Origin of the sequence: Serratia sp. KG1D (assembly GCF_037150675.1) — a bacterium.
Lineage (GTDB): Bacteria > Pseudomonadota > Gammaproteobacteria > Enterobacterales > Enterobacteriaceae > Serratia > Serratia nematodiphila.
In genome coordinates, this window is the sequence record NZ_JBAGIH010000001.1 from 588,060 (window position 1) to 607,727 (window position 19,668).

The following is a 19,668-nucleotide window of genomic DNA, read 5'->3' on the forward strand; positions in this document are numbered from 1 at the left end:
TCAGTAAACCCGATCGGGCAACCGATAAGCAATGGCCTTCGGCATTATTTTTCCGGCTGCTGAAAGCCGTTCAATGGCCTTGCTGTTTCCACTGCAGCCAGCTGACGGCCGGCAGGTAAATCGACCAGCCGACGGCCAGCAGCAGCAGCATGAACTCGGGCGGCACGCCGGGCAACAAGGCGTCCAGCTTCCAGGACACGGCGTAGGCGAAGGGGCCGACGGCGGCGCCCAACACCGCCAGCGGCCAGGGGGCCGCTCTGACCACGTCCAGCAACCAATACCACCAGCAACCGAAGCCGATCCACAGCGCGATGGTCCAGAGCGGCAGGCCGTGTTGCCCGCTGTAGTGCAGCACGCCGCTGTAGCTCCACAGCCCATCCATGCCGATACCGCCGAGGGCGGCCAGGGCCGCGCCTTTGCGGCGGGCGGCAGGGGTAAAGATCAGCGCCAGCGCCGCGCCGGCCAGCAGTATGCCGTTGAGCCGATCGCGAGTCAGCAGCGCCAGCAGCCAGCAAACGCCCAGTCCCAGCGTCGCCAGCCAGAATCCGGCATGCGGCTTCTTCATCGTTCAACTCCCGTGGGGTTACTCTGCCGCTGCGCTAAGCGCCGACGGATTTGCCAGAGCGGGCGCGAGGCCCGCTGTTTGCCTGAATGTTCGTTAGTTCAACCTTAGAAGGGAAGGTGCGGGGTGCACAAGCAGAATAATCTGTACCGGTTGAAAACGTGGGCAAAAACCGGTGTTACAGGCGGGAAATCCGGTAGGCGCAGCGGCGCGAGCCGGCCAGAATGTGTTCGGCGCGCTCCACCTGCGCCTGCAGCACTTCGGTGAAGATGCTTAATTCCGCCCGGCAGAAGCCCTGGCAGACGGTGGCGGCGGCGCAGATCGGGCAGTGGTTTTCCACCAGCAGATAGGAACCGTCCTCCTCCTGGCGCCATTCGGCCATATACCCTTCGCGGCAGCGGATCTCGGTCAGGCGCGCCACGCGTTCGCGCAGCTCGGTGGCGCCGATCATCGCCTGCTTGTAGTTGATGCGGTTTTCCTGTTCGCGGGTCTCGATCAGCACGTCGATCGCCTGTTCGCCCAACTTGTCGCGCACGGTGCGCAGCAGTTGCACCGTCAGATCCGCATGGGTATCGGGAAAGCGCGCGTTCCCGGCAGAGGTCAAATGCCACAGCTGCACCGGGCGGCCCACGCCGCGCGTTTCCGCCACCGCTTCGACCAACCCCTCTTTCGCCAGCTTGACGAACTGCTGGCGGGCCGCCTCACCGGTGGTGCCGAGCACCTTTCCTGCGTCAGAAGCTAGCTGCGGGCCGCGGGTTTTCAATAACGTCAGCAAGCGGTCACTGACCGATTGTGCGGTGCTGCCGCTATTTTCCAAGTTTATTCTTGACATATTTCTCCGCCTCGCCCTAACTTATTCCAAGATAACTCTTGTTAAATTTAACGCAATCTTATGACCAACTCAATGCCATTCCTCTGAAAACAGGACGACAACCGTGATAACCCATGACGACAGCCGCTGGAGCGACCTTTTCTCCGGCAAAAATGCGGCCAGTGCGATTGCGCTTTCGCTCGGCGTGGCGCTGCATGCCATCAATATTCTGGTCGCCACCACCATTCTGCCCTCGGTGGTGCAGGATATCGGCGGGCTGGATCTCTATGCCTGGAACACCACGCTGTTCGTGGTGGCGTCGATCCTCGGCTCCGCGCTGTCGGCCCGGTTGCTCAGCGGCTATGGCGCACGCAGCGCCTATCTGGTGGCTTCGCTGTTCTTTATCGTCGGGGCGGCGCTGTGCGCGCTGGCGCCGAGCATGCCGGTGATGCTGATCGGCCGCACGGTGCAGGGCTTCGGCGGCGGGCTAATCTTTGCGCTCTCCTACGCGATGATCAACCTGGTGTTCGAGCAGCGATTGTGGCCGCGCGCCATGGCGCTTATCTCGGCGATGTGGGGCATCGCCACCCTGGTGGGGCCGGCGGTGGGCGGCATTTTTGCCGAGTTGCACGCCTGGCGTTGGGCCTTCGGCATTCTGCTGCCGATCATGGCGCTGTACGCGGCGTTTACCTTCCTGATCCTGCCCAAGGGCAAGGCGCAGCAGGCGGCCGCGCCATTGCCGACTGCGCAACTGCTGTTGCTGACCGTGGCGGTGCTGGTGGTGTCCGCCGGCAGCCTGGCGCACAGCGTCTGGATCAATCTGGCGGGCATCGCGCTTTCGCTGGTGCTGATGGCCTGGCTGATGAAGCGCGAGGCGCACGCACGCGCGCGTCTGTTGCCTCATGGCTCGCTACGGCGCGGCTCATCGCTGGCGGCGCTCTATATTACGGTCTCATTGCTGGTGATCGGCATGACCAGCGAAATCTTCGTGCCCTATTTTCTGCAGCTGTTGCACGGCCAATCGCCGCTGATCTCCGGCTATATCGCCGCCACCATGGCCGCCGGTTGGACGTTGTCCGAAATCCTCAGCTCCGGCTGGCGCGGGGCGGGCATTCGCCGGGCGATCGTCAGCGGGCCGCTGTTCGTGCTGGTGGGCCTGCTGGCGCTGGCGATCCTGATGCCGACGCCCTCCGGCGGTGACTGGCAGGCGCTGACCCCGATCGTCATCGCGTTGTCGCTGGTAGGGTTCGGCATCGGCTTCGGTTGGCCGCATCTGCTGACGCGCATTTTGCAGGTGGCGCCTGAAGCGGATAAAGATATCGCCGGCGCTTCAATTACCACGGTGCAGCTGTTCGCCACCGCATTCGGCGCGGCGCTGGCCGGGATGATCGCCAACCTGGCGGGGCTGAACGATCCGGGCGGCGCGGCGGGCGCGGCATCGGCGGCGCGTTGGCTGTTCCTGGCGTTCGCGCTGGCGCCGCTGCTGGCGGTATTCAGCGCCTGGCGCTGCGCGGTGATCGCGCCGCCGGGCGCAGAGACGGGCAATTTTGTACAAACTCCGCCCTCGCGCGAGTGCTAGAACGCTTCTCCTCATTCGGCGATGTTTGCGGTGATCCTGGCGTTCTTCCTGCGCGATATTTTTTAAAATCCGCTTGCTATATCTCTAATTTGAGATTATTTCTCTTATATGGGATTTTTAAGCGGAGTGTGAGCGGTGGATAACGGTCTGGACAATGCCGATCTGAGGTTGGCGCAGCGGCTGGCGGATTTGCGCCAGCAGCGAGCGTGGTCGCTGGAGGAATTGGCGCAGCGCACCGGTCTTAGCCGGGCGACGCTCTCGCGTGTGGAGCGCGCCGAGACCAGCCCGACGGCGTCGTTGCTGAACCGGCTGTGCGCCGCCTACGGGTTGACCATGTCGCGCCTGTTGAGCGAAATCGAAGACGAGCCGCCGGAGCTGCTGCGGTCGCAGCAGCAACCGGTGTGGGTCGATCGCGCCAGCGGTTTTCACCGTCGCTCCGTTTCTCCCCCCGCCGCGCTGTATAAGGCCGAGTTTATCGAAGCCCGGCTTGATGCCGGCGCGCAGATCGATTACGACCTGCCGTCGATTCCGGCGCTGGAACATCACCTCTGGTTGCTGTCCGGGCAGTTGGAATTGACCCTGGAAGGGCGCGTTTTCCGGCTGTCGGCCGGCGACTGCCTGCGCTACCGCCTGTTCGGCGCCTCCCGTTTCCATGTCCCCGGCGATGAGCCGGCTCATTACACGCTCGTTATCTGTAGGCCATAGCCATGATTGAATTGCAACAGTGGGATGCCGCTGCGGCGCAAAGCGCCATTGCCGACTTGGCCGAGATGCTGCACGCCAGCGTGGCGCACGGCGCCAGCATCGGTTTTGTCATGCCCTTTACGCAGGAACAGGCGCAGGCATTTTGGCAGGGGGTGCTGCCGGCTCTGGCGCGGGGAGAGCGTGTGATGCTGGTGGCGCTCGTTAACGGCCGACCGGTCGGCACCGTGCAGCTGTTACTGGCGATGCCGGACAACGGCCGCCACCGGGCGGAAGTGGTCAAGCTGATGGTGCACCCGCAGGCGCGGCGGCAGGGCGTTGCCCGGCTGTTGATGCAGGAAGTGCAGGCGCTGGCGGCGCGCCATCAACGCAGCCTGTTGGTGCTGGACACCCTGAGCGGCAGCGCGGCGCAGGGGCTGTACCGCCAATTGGGGTTCGAGGCGGCGGGCGACATCCCGCAATACGCCCGCGCCAGCGACGGCGGGGCGTTGGAGGCCACCTGCTATATGTACAAACTGCTGTGAGGCTTAGCGCCCGCGCCAGGCTTTGAGCGCCTGTTGGCGCACCTGCAGCTTCTGTTGCGGCGTCAGCTTGTTGTAGTCGCGAGCCAGGCCGCTCTCCCAATCGCCGTACAGCGGGTTGGGCAGCACGATGAATTCGGTGCCGAACTTGCCCTGATTCTCGCTGACAAACGCCCGGCGCTGCGCATTATCCTGGTGGTAGGTCGCGGCGCCGAAGTCGTTCAGGTTGTCGCCCGCGTACACCACGATGTCATAGCCGGCTTGTTTGATGGCGTCGAAGCGCGCCTGCTTATTGGACGTGTCGGTACTGAGCAAGACGGTTTTATCCGACATGCCGGTGAAACCGAGCTTCTGCATGTTGGCCACCGTGGCGGCGTATTCGCTCTGCTTGCGGTTCGAGACGTAGAACATCGTCCCCTGGTGGGCGTTAACGTAGCGGGCGAACGACACTGCCCCCGGCACCGCGCCGGCCTGTTCGGCCTGCGTCCATTGGGCCCAGGTGGCGCCGTCATACGGCTGGCCCTGCTGCGCCTGCCAGGCGGAGTAGGCGCTGTTGTCCAGCATGGTTTCATCCAGATCGACCACCACCGCCTTTTTGCGGCCCGGCGCGGCCCTGGCCCGATCGAAGGCGCGTTGCGCGCTGTTGAACGCTTGGTGGGCCAGCGCCTGGTATTCACCGGACTGTTGGAACCAGTTCACCGCCAGCACCGACTGATCCGCCAGCCGCTGCTGGGCTTGGGCGTCGGTGTGCGGCGGCTGCGCGCAACCGGCCAACGTCAGCAGCGCGATGCCAACCGCCGCGCCGAGGGTGAGTTTCCTTGCCTGTTTTCCTGCCATCGTTATCTCTCCCGGTTTTATTTTTGTGGGCTGTCCAGCAGCATATCCATCTCGAACTGGCGCAGGGGATCCTGCCGCCAGCCAAGATGCGTAAAGAAGGGGGCGGCCACCTCGGGCACAAAAACGTTGGCGGTCAGCGGCAAAGGGGCAAACTGCGCTTGCAGGGCGGCCAGCAAGGCGCGGGCATGCCCCTGGCCGCGGTGCTGCGGCGGCACGTAGATCAGGCGCAGCCAGCAGTGCTCGGCGCCGGGCATCACCACGGCGTAGGCCTGACGATTGAGCGTATAGGCTTGCGGTGTGCCCGGCAGCTTGAACAGCGATTCGGGAGCGATCAACCAGGGCAGATCGGTGGCGCCTTCCGCCGTCAGGCGATGGCTGACGGTCAGCGGATCGACCGCCTGCAGCGCCGCCGTGCCTGGCGGCACTTCCGCCGGCGCCTGATGGCCGGTCAGGGTGCGCACGATGCGCAGCCCGGCGCGGTGGTACAGCGCCAGCGCGGCTTCGTTGCCTTCGATCACCTCCAACGACAGCCGACGGTCGCCGCGCTGGCGGGCATCCGCCACCAGCCGCTGCATCAGCGCCTTGCCCAGCCCCTGACCGCGCATCTCCGGGCGCACGGAAAAGGCCGCCACCCGGCTGTGCCGGCCGCGGCGGGCGATCAGCGCCACCGCCACCGGTTCATGGCGGTGGGTGACGATCAGGCTGTCGTTCAGGCTGAGATCTTCGGCGCCGAAGCGGGCGGCGAAGGTCGGCCCGTCGAGCACGAAACGCACGATGTAGTTTTCAAAACAGTGGTTGAGGATGTTGGCCAGTTCGTCGCTGCTGTAGCGCAAGGCGTTGTGGTAGTCGAAGCGTCCGTCGTTATGCATGGCTGATTCCGCTCGGGGGAAAGCTATACATGTAGACCCGTTTGTTTTGCAAGGCAAGCGGGGGGATTCGCCGGCGGGGAAAATAAAAACAAAAAAGCCGGACGCAGCCGCCCGGCGAAATAAAACTCTGGGTATCAAGTGACGCTAAAGTTTGCAGTGGTGGTTATTCATTCATCACATCAGAACTGGTAGGTCAGGGCGACAACAACGACGTCGTCGTTTTTCAGACCCAGCTTGTTGTCGTCATCAAGCTGGTTGATTTTATATTCGACATAAGTGGACATGTTTTTGTTGAAGTAATAGGTCGCCGCCACGTCGAAATATTTCACCAGATCGACGTCGCCGATGCCTTCAATATCTTTGCCTTTCTGCTGAACGTAACCCAGCGATGGGCGAAGACCGAAGTCGAACTGATATTGCGCGACCAATTCAATCCCTTCCGCTTTATTGGCGAAGCCGCTAACGGAGGTCGAGTTATTATTGATGGTGGCGGTGCCGGAAATAGGCGCGATATTGCGGCTCTGCGAATAAGTCGCGGCCAGGTAGACATTGTTGTTGTCGTATTTCAGACCGCCGGCCCAGATATCGGCCTTGTCGCCTTTACCGAAGGTGCCCGCCTTTTGCGTGGCGGTGCGGTTGGAAGAGGCATAGGCGGCGCCCACGCTCAGGCCGTCGATGATTTCATAGCTGGAGGAGAGACCCCAGCCGTCGCCGTTCGCCTTGCTGGCGGAGCGGCCGTCGTTTTCGTTCTTGCCCTGGTACTGCACGGCAAATTTCAGGCCGTCAACCAGACCGAAGAAGTTGTTATTACGGTAGGTGGCGACGCCATTGGTACGGCCGTTCATAAAGTTGTCGGTCTTGATATAAGCATCGTCGCCGAATTCAGGGATCATATCCGTCCAGGCGCCAACGTCGTAAATGATGCCGTAGTTGCGACCGTAGTCGAAGGAGCCGAGGTCCTTATATTTCAGACCGGCGAAGCCCAGACGCGTTTTGGTGTCTTTGGTGCCGTCGGATTCAGAATGGTTGGCGGCGATCTGATATTCCCACTGGCCATAGCCGGTCAGCATATCGTTAATCTGAGTCGCGCCTTTAAAGCCGATACGGACGTAGGTTTTATCACCATCATTGCCGGCATCATCAGAGAAATAATGCAGGGCTTTCACACGGCCGTAAAAATCGAGTTTGTTGCCGTCTTTATTGTAGATTTCTGCTGCCTGTGCCGCTTGCGCAAGTAAAAGTGCCGGAATAATAACGGCCAGAAGATTACGTTTCATGGGTTACCCTGCTTTATTCGATTGAAAGACGCTTATCATCAGTTGCATTGCTGTTTTACTGTGCCGCCTGATTGTTGGCGGCGGAGAATTTTTACCGTAGTAATGTGATCTATTTATGACAAAAAATTCATTTTCATGTCGAACGATTAAAAAAGTCGCGCAAAGGGTGAATTTTTTCTTCAGCCGATGGTCGGCGGCTGGTCTACAGTTACCGATACCTTGTTCCGCTGCGGGAGGAATCATGCACGATACTTATACTTTGTTCGGTACGCAGGGCTGCGGTTCGACCATCGTGGCCGCCGCGTTGGCGTTGACCGCTTTCCCCTGGGGCTATGAGGAGGTGGATTACACGCAGGACGGCCCGGAGCGCGATCGCCTGTTGGCGCTGAACCCGCTGGGTCAGGTGCCCACCTTAGTGCTGCCCAATGACGAAGTGATGACGGAGAGTGCGGCGATTATCCTGCTGCTGCACGATCGCGCACCGCATGCCGAGCTGGCGCCGCCCGGCGGTTCGCCGCTGTTGCCGCGTTTTCTGCGCTGGCTGCTGTTCATCAACGCGGAGATTTACCCCACTTTCACCTATGCCGACCATCCGCAGCGCTGGCAGCCGCAGGCGGCAGGGGCGGAACAGCTGAAAAACGCGGTAATGGATTATCGCGAGCGTTTATTGCGGCAGTTGAACGCCGCCGCAGGGGGGGCTGGCCCGTGGTTTCTCGGCAAGAGCTTCAGCGCGTTGGATCTGTACGTGGCGGTAATGTGCAACTGGCGGCCGGGCCGCGCGTGGTTCCGGCAACACTGCCCGCGACTGTACGCCATTGCCGAACGGGTGGAGCAGCGGCCGGAGCTGAATGCGCTGCTGAGCGCCCATTTCGACGGCGTTGCCTCGCTGGAACCGTGAAATCGCTCCGCCGCCTGGCGGGGAACCATCCCGTTTTTCTGAACTGAGAGTGCCGAAAATCCCGATTTTCACTCGCCTCGGCGGCGGGTAGCGTAAGGCTATCCGCAACTGACAGGAGAGTGTGATGCCATCAAAATCCCAGGCCGGGCAACAGGCGTTCGGCGATATCGCCCCCAAGCTGGCGCAGCTCAGCGACAGCGTCTTGTTTGACGATGTCTGGCAGCGGCCAGAGCTGAGCCCGCGCGAGCGCAGCCTGATCACCGTCGCCGCGCTGGTGGCGCTCAACCGCGTGGAACAGCTGCCGTTTCATCTGCAGCTGGCGCAGCGCAATGGCGTGGCGCATCAGCAACTGGCGGAGCTCATCACCCACCTGGCGTTTTACGCCGGCTGGCCCGCGGCGGCGTCGGCCGTGGCGCGCTTGCGCGAGCTGGAACCGGAGGCGCCCCATGCCGTTTAGCCGCATCGCCCTGCATCAGGGCAAGTCCGCCGACTATCTGCAAACCTTGTCCGACAGCCTGCATCAGGCGCTGGTGGAGGCGTTCGACGTGCCGCCGGCGGACAGGTTTCAGGCGATCGATCAATACCGCCCCGGCGAGCTTATCTACGATCGCGACTATCTCGGCGGGCCGCGCAGCGCGGATTTCGTGCTGTTTTACATCACCGCCGGGCGGCCGCGCGACAGCGACACCAAGCGGCGCTTCTACGGGCGGCTGGCGGCGCTGCTGGCGGAAAACCTGCGGCTGAACCCCGAGGATGTGATGGTGGTGATCGCCACCACCCAGTTGGACGAGTGGTCATTCGGCGGCGGGCGCGCCTCAATGATCGATCCGCAGACGTAACTCGGGCTGACGTCGTCGGCGGTCTGTGGGACAATAGCGCCATCATTTCGTTTAGATAAGAGTTGAATGGCGCTCTCCTCCGCAGTTAAAGATCAGATTGGCCAGTGGTACAAAGCCCTGCAGCAGCAAATACCGGATTTTATTTCCCGCGCGCCCCAGCGCCAGATGATCGCCGAGGTGGCCAAGACGCTGGCCGGCGACTACCCGCGCCATCTGGCGATCGAGGCGCCGACCGGCGTCGGCAAAACGCTGTCTTACCTGATCCCGGGCATCGCCGTCGGGCGGGCGGAGAGCAAGCCGCTGGTGGTGAGCACCGCCAACGTGGCGCTGCAGGATCAGATTTACAGCAAGGATTTGCCGCTGCTGAAGAAGATTATCCCCGATCTGAAATTTACCGGCGCCTTTGGCCGCGGGCGTTACGTCTGCCCGCGCAACCTGGCGGCGATGAGCACCGACGTCAGTCAACAGGGCGATCTGACGCTGTTCCTCGACGACGAGCTGGCGCCGTCCAGCGGCGAAGAGCAGGCGCTGTGCCAGAAACTGACCAAGGCGCTGGCCCGCTTTGAGTGGGACGGGCTGCGCGATCACTATCAGCAAAGCATCGACGATCCGCTGTGGGCCAAGCTGAGCACCGACAAGGCCAACTGTCTGGGGCGCAACTGTCACTACATTCGCGAATGCCCGTTCTATATCGCTCGCAAAGAGATCGAGAGCGCCGACGTGGTGGTGGCCAACCACGCGCTGGTGATGGCGGCGCTGGAGACGGAATCGGTGCTGCCGAACCCGAAAGAGTTGCTGCTGGTGCTGGACGAAGGCCACCATTTGCCGGAGGTGGCGCGCGACGCGCTGGAGATCGACGGGGAAATCACCGCGCTGTCGACCAACCTGCAGCTGGACATGATCGTGCGCCAGGTCGAACAGTGCATGACGCAGTACCGGCCGAAGAATCCGCCGGGGCTGGCCAACAGCGAACGGCTGAAAAACCATTGTGAGGAGCTGCGCGAACTGGTGCAGATCTTCGAGCATCAGGTCAGCGCCTACCTGCCTGGCGACAGCGTGGCGGCCGAGCATCGTTTTGAAATGGGCGAGCTGCCGGCGGAGATGGTGGAGAGCTGCGCGCGGTTGTTCAAACTGACCGATGCGCTGCGCGGGCTGGCGGAGTTCGTGCTTAACGATCTCACTGAGCAGACCGGCAAGCACGACATCATGCGCCTGCACCGCGCCATCCTGCAGATGAGCCGCACGCTGGGCTATCTGGAAGCGATGAGCAAGCTGTGGCGGCTGGCGGCGCTCGACAAGTCGTCCAATGCGCCGATCTCCAAATGGGTCACGCGCGAACTGCGCGATAACGTCACCCATCTGTATTTGCACTGCGTCGGCATCCGCGTCAGCGATCAGCTGGAGAAGCTGCTGTGGCGCAAGGTGCCGCACGTGGTGGTCACCTCGGCCACGCTGCGTTCACTGAACAGCTTCGCGCGTTTGCAGGAGATGAGCGGGCTGAGCGAGAAGGCCGGCGATCGCTTCGAAACGCTCTCTTCGCCGTTCAATCACGTCGAACAGGGCAAGATTGTTATTCCGCAGATGCGCTACGAACCGGCGCTCGCCAACGAGGCGGAACACCTCGAGGAAATGGCGCGGTTTTTCCGCGCCGAGCAGGCGAGCGGCAAGCACAAAGGCATGCTGATCCTGTTCAGCAGCCACCGGGCTATGCAGACTTTCCTCAGCTACGTGACCGATCTGCGGCTGATGCTGCTGGTGCAGGGTGACCAGCCGCGCTACCGGCTGGTGGAAGAGCACCGCAAGCGGGTGGAGAAGGGCGTCGCCAGCGTGCTGGTGGGGCTGCAATCGTTCGCCGAAGGGCTGGATTTGAAAGGCGAACTGCTGACCCAGGTGCACATTCACAAAATCGCGTTCCCGCCGATCGACAGCCCGGTGATCATCACCGAAGGCGAGTGGCTGAAATCGCTGAAGCGCTATCCGTTCGAAGTGCAGAGCCTGCCGAGCGCCTCGTTCAACCTGATCCAGCAGGTCGGCCGTCTGATCCGCAGCAACCAATGCTACGGCGAGATCGTGATCTACGATCGCCGGTTGCTGACTAAAAATTACGGTTCGCGGCTGTTGGCGTCGCTGCCGGTGTTCCCGATCGAACAGCGCGCGGTGCCGGAGGCCGACAAGGCGCATCTGGCGGCGTTGAAATCCGCCGCCGACGCGGCCAAAAAAGAGAAGAAGCGCGGCAACCCGTTCGCCCGCAAGCGGCGGCGTTAATCAGAGCAGCGGCGGCAGGCGGCGCTTGACCGGCGTGGTTTTCACGATCGAGGTGTTGCTCTGCGCATGCTCGGCCAGCCGATCGAGGGTGTGGTCGAGCTGTTCCATCGAGTGCGCCACCAGCCGCACGATAAAGCAGTCTTCGCCGGTCACCTTATCGCATTCGACCACTTCCGGGATCGCCTGAATCAGCTGCTCGACCTTCTTCAGCATGCCCGGCAGCGGCTTGATGCGCACCAGCGATTCGAAGGCGTAGCCCACCGCCTGCAGATTGACGTTCAGGGTATAGCCCTGGATCACGCCGTTTTCCTCCAGCCGCCGCAGTCTTTCCGACGTGCTTGGCGACGACAGGCCCACCTGCGCGCTCAGCGTCTTCAACGATGCGCGCGCATCGTCCGCCAGAATGGTCAGGATTTGGCGATCGATATCATCCATAACGCCTCCGTTAGGTATTTTCATTATTATAACTGCGAGAAAAAGGCAGTTAAGCATATCTGCCTTTTTTATGCTATGGAAAGCCGCCCTGCGAAGCCGCAAGCTATGTCTCTGGGCAAGCTTCGAGGAACGCAGAATGAATGCAGAGATAAAACGCGGATCGCTGGAGATGGCGGCGGCGATGTTGATTTCCGGCTCTATTGGCTGGTTTGTGTTGATGTCCGGCCAGCCGGTTATCAACGTGGTGTTTTGGCGCTGCGCGGTAGGCGCGCTGACGCTGCTGGCGGTGTGCGGCGTATTGGGGCAGCTGCGACGCGATGCGCTGACGCGCGCCACGCTGCTGCTGGCGATCGCCGGCGGCGTCGCGCTGGTGATCAACTGGCTGCTGCTGTTCGCCGCCTATTCCTATGCGTCTATCTCCATCGCTACCGCGGTGTACAACACCCAGCCGTTTATGCTGGTGGGGCTGGGGGCGCTGTTTCTGGGGGAACGGCTGACCGCCCGCAAGCTGCTGTGGCTGGGGCTGGCGTTCGGCGGCATGATGCTGGTGGTGCTGGCGCAGCCGCGGCAGGCGGGGGAGCAGAGTCATTATCTGGCGGGCATCGCGCTGGCGCTCGGCGCGGCGTTTTTCTACGCCCTGATGGCGCTGGCGGCCAAGCGGCTGAAGGGCACGCCGCCGCATCTTATTGCGCTGATCCAGGTGACGGTGGGGGCGGTGATGCTGTTGCCGCTGGTGGATTTCCACGTTTCGGCCAGCGTGGGGCAGTGGGGGATGTTGGCGACGCTCGGCGTGCTGCACACCGGCCTGATGTACGTGTTGATGTACGGCGCCCTGCAGAAGCTGCCCACCAATCTGATCGGCTCGCTGTCGTTCATCTACCCGATCGCCGCCATGCTGGTGGATCGCCTGGCGTTTGGTCACCGGCTGTCTGTGTGGCAGCTGCTGGGCGCGGCGATCATCCTGCTGGCGGCGGCGGGCATGAACCTGCTGGGCGAGCGGCGAGCGCGGCTGCTGCCGGCCTCGGACGGCCGGCGCGCCGGCTGATGCTCAGCGCGGTTTTTTCAGCCGGCGCCATAAAGTGGTGCGGCTGATCCCGAGCAACCGGGCGGCGGCGGCGTGGTCGCCTCCGCACCGCGCCAGGGCTTCGTGGGCGGAGACGGGCGCCGCCTGCGTCTCGGGCGGCGGCGCCACCGCCAGCTCCGGCAGCAGCCACTGCAGGGTCTCGCCGCTCGGCGCAGCGCCGGTGCTCAGCATCAGCGCCACCCGCTCCATCATGTTGCGCAGCTCGCGCAGGTTGCCGGGCCAGGCGTAATGACTCAGTGCGGCGTAGCAGCCGGCCAGGGCGGTGCGCAGCGGCTCCGTCAGCGGCACGTCGAGCGCCGCCAGCGACTGTTTCAGAAAGTGTTCCGCCAGCATCGCAATATCGTCGCCACGCGCCCGCAACGGCGGCAGCTGCAGCCGCAGGGCGCTCAGACGGTAAAACAGATCGGCGCGAAAATCGCCCTGTTGAATCGCCTGCTCCAGGCGATTGTGGGTGGCGCTGATAACGCGAAAATCGACCGTTACCGGCTGTTGCCCGCCGACCCGGGTGATGGTTTTCTCTTCCAGCGCGCGCAACAATCGGGTTTGCAGGTGCAGCGGCATTTCGCCGATCTCATCCAGAAACAGGGTGCCGCCGTTGGCGGTTTCCAACAGCCCGCGTCGGCCGCCGCGCCGTGAGCCGGTGAAGGCGCCTTCCTCATAGCCAAACAGCTCCGCCTCCAGCAGCGATTCGGCGATGGCGCCGCAGTTGATGGCGACGAACGGCGGCGTCGCGCCGCGCCGGGAAAAGTATTCGCGGTGGATCGCCTGCGCCGCCAGCTCTTTGCCGGTGCCGGTTTCGCCTTCGATCAACACCGCCGCCGGCGATCGGGCGTACAGCATGATGGTGCGCCGCGTCTGCTCCATCTGCGGGGAATCGCCCTGTAAATCGCTCAGCCCATAGCGCGGTTGCAGGGTATTGCGCGCGGCGTAGTCGCCGCCGCGCTTGGCGCCGCCCAGCATCAGGCGCGTCACGTCCAGCGCGTCGCTGAAGGCGGCGCGCAGGGTGGCGGCGGAATAGAGAAAAATGGCGGTGAGCCCGGCCTCTTCCGCCAGATCGCTGATGAGGCCGGCGCCGACCACCGCCTGAATGCCGGCGGCTTTCAGCTCGGCGATCTGGCCGCGCGCGTCCTCTTCGGTGACGTAGCTGCGCTGCTCCAGCGGCAGATCGAAGGTTTGCTGGAACTCCAGCAGCGCGGGCAGCGGCGTTTTGTAGGTGATGACGCCGATTCGATCGGCGGTTCTGCGCGCCTTGCTCAGCGCCTGCAGCAGATCGAAGCCGCCGGGTTTGACCAAAATGACCGGCACCGACAGGCGGCTTTTCAGGTAGGCGCCGTTGGAGCCGGCGGCGATGATGGCGTCGCAAGGCTCGGTCGCCAGGCGAGCGCGGATATGCTGCACCGCCTCCTCAAAGCCGAGGCGGATCGGGGTGATGACCGCCAGATGGTCGAACTCGAGGCTGATATCCCGGAACAGATCGAACAGGCGGGTGATGGAGACGGTCCAGATCACCGGTTTGTCCGGCGTGCGGGACGGCGTGATGTGATCGCTCATGGTGGGTTACCGAATGAAAGTGGCTGCATTAGGTGTAGCCTTGTTTCAGTCATGTTTCAAATATGCCGAGTGAAACCGCGATTGAAACGTTAACTGAAACGTTTTTTATCGCTTGGTCTGCCCAATGGCGACGCGAATTTTATAACTCACTTATTTTTATCGCTTTTAATTTTTTCCTCGCCAAAGTGCAACCTGGCCCGCCCCTTGCTCTGTCTGTTCCATCTAGCTAATCGGAGAGAACGTCATGACGCTGCGCTCACCCGGGCTCGCCTTTCGTCAGGCCCTGAGTAAAGAGAAACCCCTGCAAATCGCCGGCGCGATCAACGCCAACCATGCCCTGCTGGCCCAGCGGGCGGGGTTCCAGGCCATCTATCTTTCCGGCGGCGGCGTGGCGGCCGGTTCGCTGGGGCTGCCGGACCTGGGCATTTCGACGCTGGACGATGTGTTGACCGATATTCGCCGTATCACCGACGTCTGCCCGCTGCCGCTGCTGGTGGATGTCGACAGCGGTTTCGGCGCATCGGCGTTCAACGTCGCCCGCACGGTGCGCTCGGTGAGCAAGGCCGGGGCGGCGGCGCTGCATATCGAAGATCAGGTTGGCGCCAAGCGCTGCGGCCATCGGCCCAATAAGGCCATCGTTTCCACCGAAGAGATGGTGGATCGCATCAAGGCGGCGGTGGATGCGCGCAGCGATCCGGACTTCGTGATCATGGCGCGCACCGATGCGCTGGCGGTGGAGGGGCTGGAGGCGGCCATCGAGCGCGCTCAGGCTTACGTGGCGGCCGGGGCCGACATGCTGTTCCCGGAAGCGATCACCGAACTGGGCATGTACCGCCGCTTCGCCGAAGCGACGCAGGTGCCGATCCTCGCCAACATCACCGAATTCGGCGCGACGCCGCTGTTCACCACCGACGAGCTGCGCAGCGCCCGGGTGGATATGGCGCTGTATCCGCTGTCGGCCTTCCGGGCGATGAATCGGGCGGCGGAGCGGGTGTACCGCGCCCTGCGCGAAGAGGGCACGCAGAAAAGCGTCATCGACACCATGCAGACCCGCAACGAGCTGTATGAAAGCATCAACTACTATTTGTTCGAAGAGAAACTCGACGCTCTGTTCGCTCGCCAACGCGACGAATAAGCGCCATTCACGCAGAAGCCAAATGAGGACAGTATGAGCCAAGCGATCCCCCCGCAAAGCCCGACTGGCGTTAAGCCGAAAAAATCCGTGGCGTTATCCGGCGTGCCCGCCGGGAATACCGCGCTGTGTTCCGTAGGACGCAGCGGCAACGATCTGCACTATCGCGGTTACGACATTCTCGATCTCGCGCGCCACTGCGAGTTTGAAGAGGTCGCCCATCTGCTGATCCACGGCAAGTTGCCCAACCGCGACGAGCTGCAGGCCTATAAACACCGTCTCAAAGCGCTGCGCGGCCTGCCCGCCAGCGTGCGCACGGTGCTGGAGGCGCTGCCGGCGGCGTCTCACCCGATGGACGTGATGCGCACCGGCGTTTCGGCCCTCGGCTGCACCCTGCCCGAAAAAGAGCAGCACGGCGCAGCCGGCGCGCGCGACATCGCCGATCGGCTGCTGGCGTCGTTGGGATCGATGCTGCTCTATTGGTATCACTACAGCCACAACGGCGAGCGCATTCAGCCGGAGACCGACGACGATTCCATCGGCGGCCACTTCCTGCACCTGCTGCACGGCGCAGCGCCTTCCGCCAGCTGGGAACAGGCAATGCATGCGTCACTGATCCTGTACGCCGAGCATGAGTTCAACGCCTCGACCTTCGCCGGCCGGGTGATCGCCGGCACCGGATCCGACGTCTATTCGGCGATCGTCGGCGCCATTGGCGCGCTGCGCGGGCCGAAGCACGGCGGCGCCAACGAGGTATCGCTGGAGATCCAGCAACGCTATGAAACGCCGGACGAAGCGGAAGCCGACATTCGCCGCCGCATCGACAACAAAGAGGTGGTGATCGGCTTCGGGCACCCGGTGTACACCGTCTCCGATCCGCGCCATCAGGTGATCAAAGAGATCGCGCTGCGCCTGTCGCAGGATGCGGGCGCGATGAAGCTGTATGACATCGCCGACCGGCTGGAAAGCGTGATGCGCGACACCAAAAACATGTTCCCCAACCTTGACTGGTTCTCGGCGGTGTCTTACCACCAGCTGGGGGTGCCTACCGAAATGTTCACGCCGCTGTTTGTCATGGCGCGGGTGAGCGGCTGGTCGGCGCACATCATCGAGCAACGGCAGGACAACAAAATCATTCGCCCGTCCGCCAACTATACCGGGCCGGAAGCGCGGGCGTTCGTACCGCTGGATCAGCGCTGAGCGCCGATCGTTATCGTGTCGTTTTCACTATGGAGCCTTTGGAAATCATGATGCTTGAGTCTGCCAACACCGGCCGTCCGCCGTTCGATCGCGAAATGGTCGATATCGTCGATTATGTGATGAAAGAGGCCGTCGATACCCCGGCGGCGTACCGCACCGCCCACTATTGCCTGCTCGATACCCTCGGCTGCGGGCTGGAGGCGCTGAGCTACCCGGCCTGCAAGAAACTGATGGGGCCGGTGGTGCCGGGCGCCGAGGTGCTGAACGGCAGCCGGGTGCCGGGCACCCGCTTCCAGCTGGATCCGGTGCAGGCGGCGTTCAATATCGGCGCCATGATCCGCTGGCTCGATTTCAACGACACCTGGCTGGCGGCGGAGTGGGGCCACCCGTCGGACAACCTGGGCGGGATCCTGGCGGTGGCCGATTGGCTCTCTCGCCAGGCGGTGGCGGCGGGCAAAGCGCCGCTGACCATGCGGCAGGTGCTGATCGCCATGATCAAGGCGCACGAGATCCAGGGCTGCCTGGCGCTGGAAAACGCCTTCAACCGGGTGGGGCTGGATCACGTGCTGCTGGTAAAGGTGGCGTCCACCGCGGTGGTGGCGCAGCTGCTCGGCCTGAGCCGCGAGGCGATCCTGAACGCGGTGTCGCTGGCGTGGGTGGACGGGCAGTCGCTGCGCACCTACCGCCACGCGCCGAATGCCGGCACCCGCAAATCCTGGGCGGCGGGGGATGCGACCGCGCGCGCGGTGCGGCTGGCGCTGATGGCCGCCACCGGCGAGATGGGTTATCCCTCGGCGCTCACGGCGCCGACCTGGGGATTCTACGACGTCTCGTTCAACGGCGAACCTTTCCGCTTCCAGCGGCCGTACGGCGCGTATGTGATGGAGAACGTGCTGTTTAAAATTTCGTTCCCGGCGGAGTTCCATGCCCAGACCGCCGTGGAGGCGGCCATGACGCTGCACCGCCAGATGCTGGCCGCCGGCAAAACCGCCGCCGATATCGCCAGGGTGAGCATCCGCACCCACGAGGCCTGCCTGCGCATTATCGACAAGCAAGGGCCGCTGGATAATCCGGCGGATCGCGATCACTGCATTCAGTATATGGTGGCGATCCCGCTGCTGTTCGGCCGGCTGACGGCGGCCGATTACGAGGATCGGGTGGCCGAGGATCCGCGCATCGACGCATTGCGCGGCAAGATCCACTGCCATGAAGATCCCGCCTTCACGCGCGATTATCACGATCCGGAAAAACGCTCGATCGCCAATGCGCTGACGGTGGAGTTCACCGACGGCAGCCGCCTGGATGAGGTGGCGGTGGAGTACCCTATCGGCCATGCGCGGCGGCGCGAAGCGGGCATCCCGCTGCTGATCGAGAAGTTCAAAACCAATCTGGCGCGCCAGTTCCCGGCCCTGCAGCAGCAGCGCATTCTCGAGGTGTCGCTGGATCGGCAGCGGCTGGCGCAGATGCCGGTCAACGAGTACCTCGATTTGTGGGTGATCTGACGCGAGCGGCGCTGACAAGCCACGTCGGCGTCGCTATGATGGAGGCTCCATCCCCGTCCGTCTTCTTATCAGGTGATTCATGATTGATGCCGCAACGCTGTTGTTGTTTTCCGGCGCCTGCGTGGCGCTGGCGCTGACCCCCGGCCCGGATATGCTGCTGATCGCTTCGCGCAGCGTCAGCCAGGGGCGGCGCGCCGGTTTCGCTTCGCTGGCGGGCATTCAGCTCGGCACGTACTGCCATGCGCTGGCGGCGGCGCTGGGGTTGTCGCAACTGTTCGTGGCGGTGCCGCTGGCTTACGACGCGGTGAGAATGTTGGGCGCGGCCTATCTGCTCTATCTGGCGTGGAAAACGCTGCGATCCGGCAGCAGTCTGCAGGCTTCCGCCGGGTTGCAGGCGGTGCCGACCGCGCGCATTTTCCGTCAGGGATTGTTCACCAACATCCTCAACCCGAAGATGGCGCTGTTCGTGCTGGCGCTGTTCCCGCAGTTTATCGATCCGCGCGCCGGCTCGGTGGTGGTGCAGATGCTGGCGCTGGCGACGGTGCTGAATCTGGTCGGCTTGCTGATTAACGGCGGGGTGATCCTGGCGGTCAGCGGCATGAAAAGCCGTTTCGCCGGCCGCCGTTTCAGCGCCCGCTGGCCGAACTATCTGCTGAGCGGCGTGTTCGCCGGGCTGGCCTGCAAACTCATTTTCGACAGCCGTCGTTAATCTTCGCGCAGCAGCGCTTCAAACGCCGCGCTGGCCGGTTCGTCCGGCAGCGCGCTGTACATCACCAGCCGCAGGTGGTTCTCTTCGTCGACGATGAAAGAGGCGTGGTCAAAGGTGACCGGGCCGATCTCCGGGAGGGTGAAGCTGCGCCGCCCCTGGCAACGTCCGTGAATATCATGCTGTCGCCAGAGCTGGCGGAACTGCGGCGATACCTGCTCCAGCGCCTGTACCCGTTGGCGCATCACCTCATCCTCCGGCGCACGGGCGTAGTCGCGGCGGAAGCTGGCCAGGATTTGCGGCGCCTGCGCCCGCCACTCCAGCAGGCGCGCATTGAGCTGCGGATCGGCAAACAGCATCCACAACATGTTACGCTCTTGCGCCGGGCGCTCGCCGATGGCGAACAGCCGCTGCGCCGCCGGATTCCAGGCGATGATGTCCCAACTGAGGTTCATGACGTAGGCCGGCCGCAGCGTCAGGTCGTCCAGCAGGCGCCGCACCAACGGCGAAACCTGGCACCACTGATGCCCGACCGGCACCGGCGGGCGCTGATGCGCCAATAAAAACAGGTGGTAGCGGCCGGCGGCGTCGAGCTGCAGCACCCGCGCCAGATTTTCCAAAAACGTCACCGACGCATTGATTTCCCTGCCTTGCTCCAGCCAGGTGTACCAGGTGAGGCCGACGCCGGCCAGCGCCGCCACCTCCTCGCGCCGCAAGCCCGGCGTGCGGCGGCGGCTGCCGCTCGGCAAGCCGACTGCCTCCGGCGACAGTTGTTCTCGCTTTTGCCGCAGAAAATCCCCCAGTTCGTGGCGGGTGCGTTCGAGGGTGCGTGGGGGCATGTCGGCCGTCCTGTTGCTGTTAGTAATAGTATAAATGGCTATATAGTAACAGTTTAAAC

At 63.2% G+C, this 19,668-nt stretch carries 20 protein-coding genes; 12 read left to right on the forward strand and 8 right to left on the reverse strand.

The genetic code is table 11. The features are described from left to right. Positions 1-70: 70 nt before the first annotated feature. Positions 71-565, reverse strand: a complete 495-nt coding sequence (locus tag WFM45_RS02925) for a DUF2878 domain-containing protein (protein WP_015377128.1) — start codon at positions 563-565, stop codon at positions 71-73. Between the two features lie 175 nt (positions 566-740). Next, entirely contained in the window at positions 741-1,394 is a 654-nt protein-coding gene (locus WFM45_RS02930; RefSeq protein WP_015377129.1) for a helix-turn-helix transcriptional regulator, read from the reverse strand. Positions 1,395-1,497: 103 nt separating this feature from the next. Here WFM45_RS02930 and WFM45_RS02935 point away from each other — a divergent pair, with 103 nt between their 5' ends. The 3 genes from WFM45_RS02935 (at position 1,498) to WFM45_RS02945 (ending at position 4,178) form a co-directional block, all read left to right on the forward strand. Continuing rightward, on the forward strand, positions 1,498-2,952 hold the full coding sequence (locus tag WFM45_RS02935; RefSeq protein WP_048322505.1) for an MFS transporter: 1,455 nt from the start codon (positions 1,498-1,500) through the stop codon (positions 2,950-2,952). Between the two features lie 135 nt (positions 2,953-3,087). After that, positions 3,088-3,657 carry a helix-turn-helix domain-containing protein gene (locus tag WFM45_RS02940; RefSeq protein WP_048322507.1) on the forward strand — a complete coding sequence of 190 codons (570 nt, stop codon included), beginning with the start codon at positions 3,088-3,090 and terminating at the stop codon, positions 3,655-3,657. A 2-nt stretch (positions 3,658-3,659) separates the two neighbouring features. Further along, positions 3,660-4,178, forward strand: coding sequence for a GNAT family N-acetyltransferase (locus WFM45_RS02945; RefSeq protein WP_085336454.1), 519 nt, complete (start codon positions 3,660-3,662; stop codon positions 4,176-4,178). A 3-nt stretch (positions 4,179-4,181) separates the two neighbouring features. Here the strand turns inward: WFM45_RS02945 and WFM45_RS02950 are convergent, their stop codons facing one another. From WFM45_RS02950 to ompC, 3 genes are all read right to left on the reverse strand, one after another. Further along, positions 4,182-5,012 carry a 5'-nucleotidase, lipoprotein e(P4) family gene (locus tag WFM45_RS02950; RefSeq protein WP_060558956.1) on the reverse strand — a complete coding sequence of 277 codons (831 nt, stop codon included), beginning with the start codon at positions 5,010-5,012 and terminating at the stop codon, positions 4,182-4,184. Positions 5,013-5,029: 17 nt separating this feature from the next. Then, on the reverse strand, positions 5,030-5,881 hold the full coding sequence (locus WFM45_RS02955; protein WP_085336453.1) for a GNAT family N-acetyltransferase: 852 nt from the start codon (positions 5,879-5,881) through the stop codon (positions 5,030-5,032). A gap of 179 nt (positions 5,882-6,060) precedes the next feature. Further along, entirely contained in the window at positions 6,061-7,158 is a 1,098-nt protein-coding gene (ompC, locus tag WFM45_RS02960; RefSeq protein ID WP_004939326.1) for a porin OmpC, read from the reverse strand. Positions 7,159-7,399: 241 nt separating this feature from the next. On the opposite strand from ompC, the gene WFM45_RS02965 reads away from it, so the two are divergent. The 4 genes from WFM45_RS02965 (at position 7,400) to dinG (ending at position 11,160) form a co-directional block, all read left to right on the forward strand. Beyond that, on the forward strand, positions 7,400-8,056 hold the full coding sequence (locus WFM45_RS02965; protein ID WP_082996951.1) for a glutathione S-transferase family protein: 657 nt from the start codon (positions 7,400-7,402) through the stop codon (positions 8,054-8,056). 124 nt (positions 8,057-8,180) lie between these two features. Then, positions 8,181-8,513: a carboxymuconolactone decarboxylase family protein gene (locus WFM45_RS02970; protein WP_004939319.1), complete on the forward strand. Its 333-nt coding sequence runs from the start codon at positions 8,181-8,183 to the stop codon at positions 8,511-8,513. Continuing rightward, positions 8,503-8,895, forward strand: coding sequence for a tautomerase family protein (locus tag WFM45_RS02975; protein ID WP_033633774.1), 393 nt, complete (start codon positions 8,503-8,505; stop codon positions 8,893-8,895). The genes WFM45_RS02970 and WFM45_RS02975 overlap by 11 nt, the downstream gene beginning before the upstream one ends. A gap of 66 nt (positions 8,896-8,961) precedes the next feature. Then, on the forward strand, positions 8,962-11,160 hold the full coding sequence (gene dinG / locus WFM45_RS02980; RefSeq protein WP_015377137.1) for an ATP-dependent DNA helicase DinG: 2,199 nt from the start codon (positions 8,962-8,964) through the stop codon (positions 11,158-11,160). Here the strand turns inward: dinG and WFM45_RS02985 are convergent, their stop codons facing one another. Further along, positions 11,161-11,595: an Lrp/AsnC family transcriptional regulator gene (locus tag WFM45_RS02985; protein ID WP_033633772.1), complete on the reverse strand. Its 435-nt coding sequence runs from the start codon at positions 11,593-11,595 to the stop codon at positions 11,161-11,163. Positions 11,596-11,731: 136 nt separating this feature from the next. Here WFM45_RS02985 and WFM45_RS02990 point away from each other — a divergent pair, with 136 nt between their 5' ends. Beyond that, positions 11,732-12,640 (forward strand): DMT family transporter, encoded by a 909-nt coding sequence (locus WFM45_RS02990; protein ID WP_033633771.1) that lies wholly within the window; start codon positions 11,732-11,734, stop codon positions 12,638-12,640. A gap of 3 nt (positions 12,641-12,643) precedes the next feature. Here WFM45_RS02990 and prpR read toward each other — a convergent pair whose 3' ends face one another. After that, the gene (gene prpR / locus WFM45_RS02995) at positions 12,644-14,230 is read right to left on the reverse strand and encodes a propionate catabolism operon regulatory protein PrpR (RefSeq protein ID WP_261238024.1); all 1,587 of its coding nucleotides are present in this window, start codon (positions 14,228-14,230) and stop codon (positions 12,644-12,646) included. Positions 14,231-14,474: 244 nt separating this feature from the next. Here prpR and prpB point away from each other — a divergent pair, with 244 nt between their 5' ends. The 4 genes from prpB (at position 14,475) to WFM45_RS03015 (ending at position 18,773) form a co-directional block, all read left to right on the forward strand. Then, entirely contained in the window at positions 14,475-15,365 is an 891-nt protein-coding gene (gene prpB, locus WFM45_RS03000; protein WP_016928535.1) for a methylisocitrate lyase, read from the forward strand. Between the two features lie 33 nt (positions 15,366-15,398). Further along, a complete protein-coding gene (gene prpC, locus WFM45_RS03005; RefSeq protein WP_016928534.1) occupies positions 15,399-16,562 on the forward strand; it encodes a bifunctional 2-methylcitrate synthase/citrate synthase in 1,164 nt (387 codons plus the stop codon). Between the two features lie 50 nt (positions 16,563-16,612). After that, the gene (locus tag WFM45_RS03010; RefSeq protein ID WP_085336608.1) at positions 16,613-18,064 is read left to right on the forward strand and encodes a bifunctional 2-methylcitrate dehydratase/aconitate hydratase; all 1,452 of its coding nucleotides are present in this window, start codon (positions 16,613-16,615) and stop codon (positions 18,062-18,064) included. A 79-nt stretch (positions 18,065-18,143) separates the two neighbouring features. After that, a complete protein-coding gene (locus tag WFM45_RS03015; RefSeq protein WP_025302070.1) occupies positions 18,144-18,773 on the forward strand; it encodes a LysE family translocator in 630 nt (209 codons plus the stop codon). Here the strand turns inward: WFM45_RS03015 and WFM45_RS03020 are convergent. Further along, a complete protein-coding gene (locus tag WFM45_RS03020; protein WP_004939285.1) occupies positions 18,770-19,609 on the reverse strand; it encodes a helix-turn-helix transcriptional regulator in 840 nt (279 codons plus the stop codon). The genes WFM45_RS03015 and WFM45_RS03020 overlap by 4 nt on opposite strands. Positions 19,610-19,668 lie beyond the last annotated feature (59 nt).

Bases quoted from the DNA above. Each gene is read 5' to 3' on its own strand.
- WFM45_RS02985 (WP_033633772.1), bottom strand. From the start codon at position 11,595: ATGGATGATATCGATCGCCAAATCCTGACCATTCTGGCGGACGATGCG.
- ompC (WP_004939326.1), bottom strand. From the start codon at position 7,158: ATGAAACGTAATCTTCTGGCCGTTATTATTCCGGCACTTTTACTTGCG.
- WFM45_RS02955 (WP_085336453.1), bottom strand. From the start codon at position 5,881: ATGCATAACGACGGACGCTTCGACTACCACAACGCCTTGCGCTACAGC.
- dinG (WP_015377137.1), top strand. From the start codon at position 8,962: ATGGCGCTCTCCTCCGCAGTTAAAGATCAGATTGGCCAGTGGTACAAA.
- WFM45_RS03010 (WP_085336608.1), top strand. From the start codon at position 16,613: ATGCTTGAGTCTGCCAACACCGGCCGTCCGCCGTTCGATCGCGAAATG.
- WFM45_RS02970 (WP_004939319.1), top strand. From the start codon at position 8,181: ATGCCATCAAAATCCCAGGCCGGGCAACAGGCGTTCGGCGATATCGCC.
- WFM45_RS02945 (WP_085336454.1), top strand. From the start codon at position 3,660: ATGATTGAATTGCAACAGTGGGATGCCGCTGCGGCGCAAAGCGCCATT.
- prpB (WP_016928535.1), top strand. From the start codon at position 14,475: ATGACGCTGCGCTCACCCGGGCTCGCCTTTCGTCAGGCCCTGAGTAAA.
- prpR (WP_261238024.1), bottom strand. From the start codon at position 14,230: ATGAGCGATCACATCACGCCGTCCCGCACGCCGGACAAACCGGTGATC.
- WFM45_RS03015 (WP_025302070.1), top strand. From the start codon at position 18,144: ATGATTGATGCCGCAACGCTGTTGTTGTTTTCCGGCGCCTGCGTGGCG.
- WFM45_RS02925 (WP_015377128.1), bottom strand. From the start codon at position 565: ATGAAGAAGCCGCATGCCGGATTCTGGCTGGCGACGCTGGGACTGGGC.
- WFM45_RS02990 (WP_033633771.1), top strand. From the start codon at position 11,732: ATGAATGCAGAGATAAAACGCGGATCGCTGGAGATGGCGGCGGCGATG.
- WFM45_RS02975 (WP_033633774.1), top strand. From the start codon at position 8,503: ATGCCGTTTAGCCGCATCGCCCTGCATCAGGGCAAGTCCGCCGACTAT.
- prpC (WP_016928534.1), top strand. From the start codon at position 15,399: ATGAGCCAAGCGATCCCCCCGCAAAGCCCGACTGGCGTTAAGCCGAAA.
- WFM45_RS03020 (WP_004939285.1), bottom strand. From the start codon at position 19,609: ATGCCCCCACGCACCCTCGAACGCACCCGCCACGAACTGGGGGATTTT.
- WFM45_RS02930 (WP_015377129.1), bottom strand. From the start codon at position 1,394: ATGTCAAGAATAAACTTGGAAAATAGCGGCAGCACCGCACAATCGGTC.
- WFM45_RS02965 (WP_082996951.1), top strand. From the start codon at position 7,400: ATGCACGATACTTATACTTTGTTCGGTACGCAGGGCTGCGGTTCGACC.
- WFM45_RS02950 (WP_060558956.1), bottom strand. From the start codon at position 5,012: ATGGCAGGAAAACAGGCAAGGAAACTCACCCTCGGCGCGGCGGTTGGC.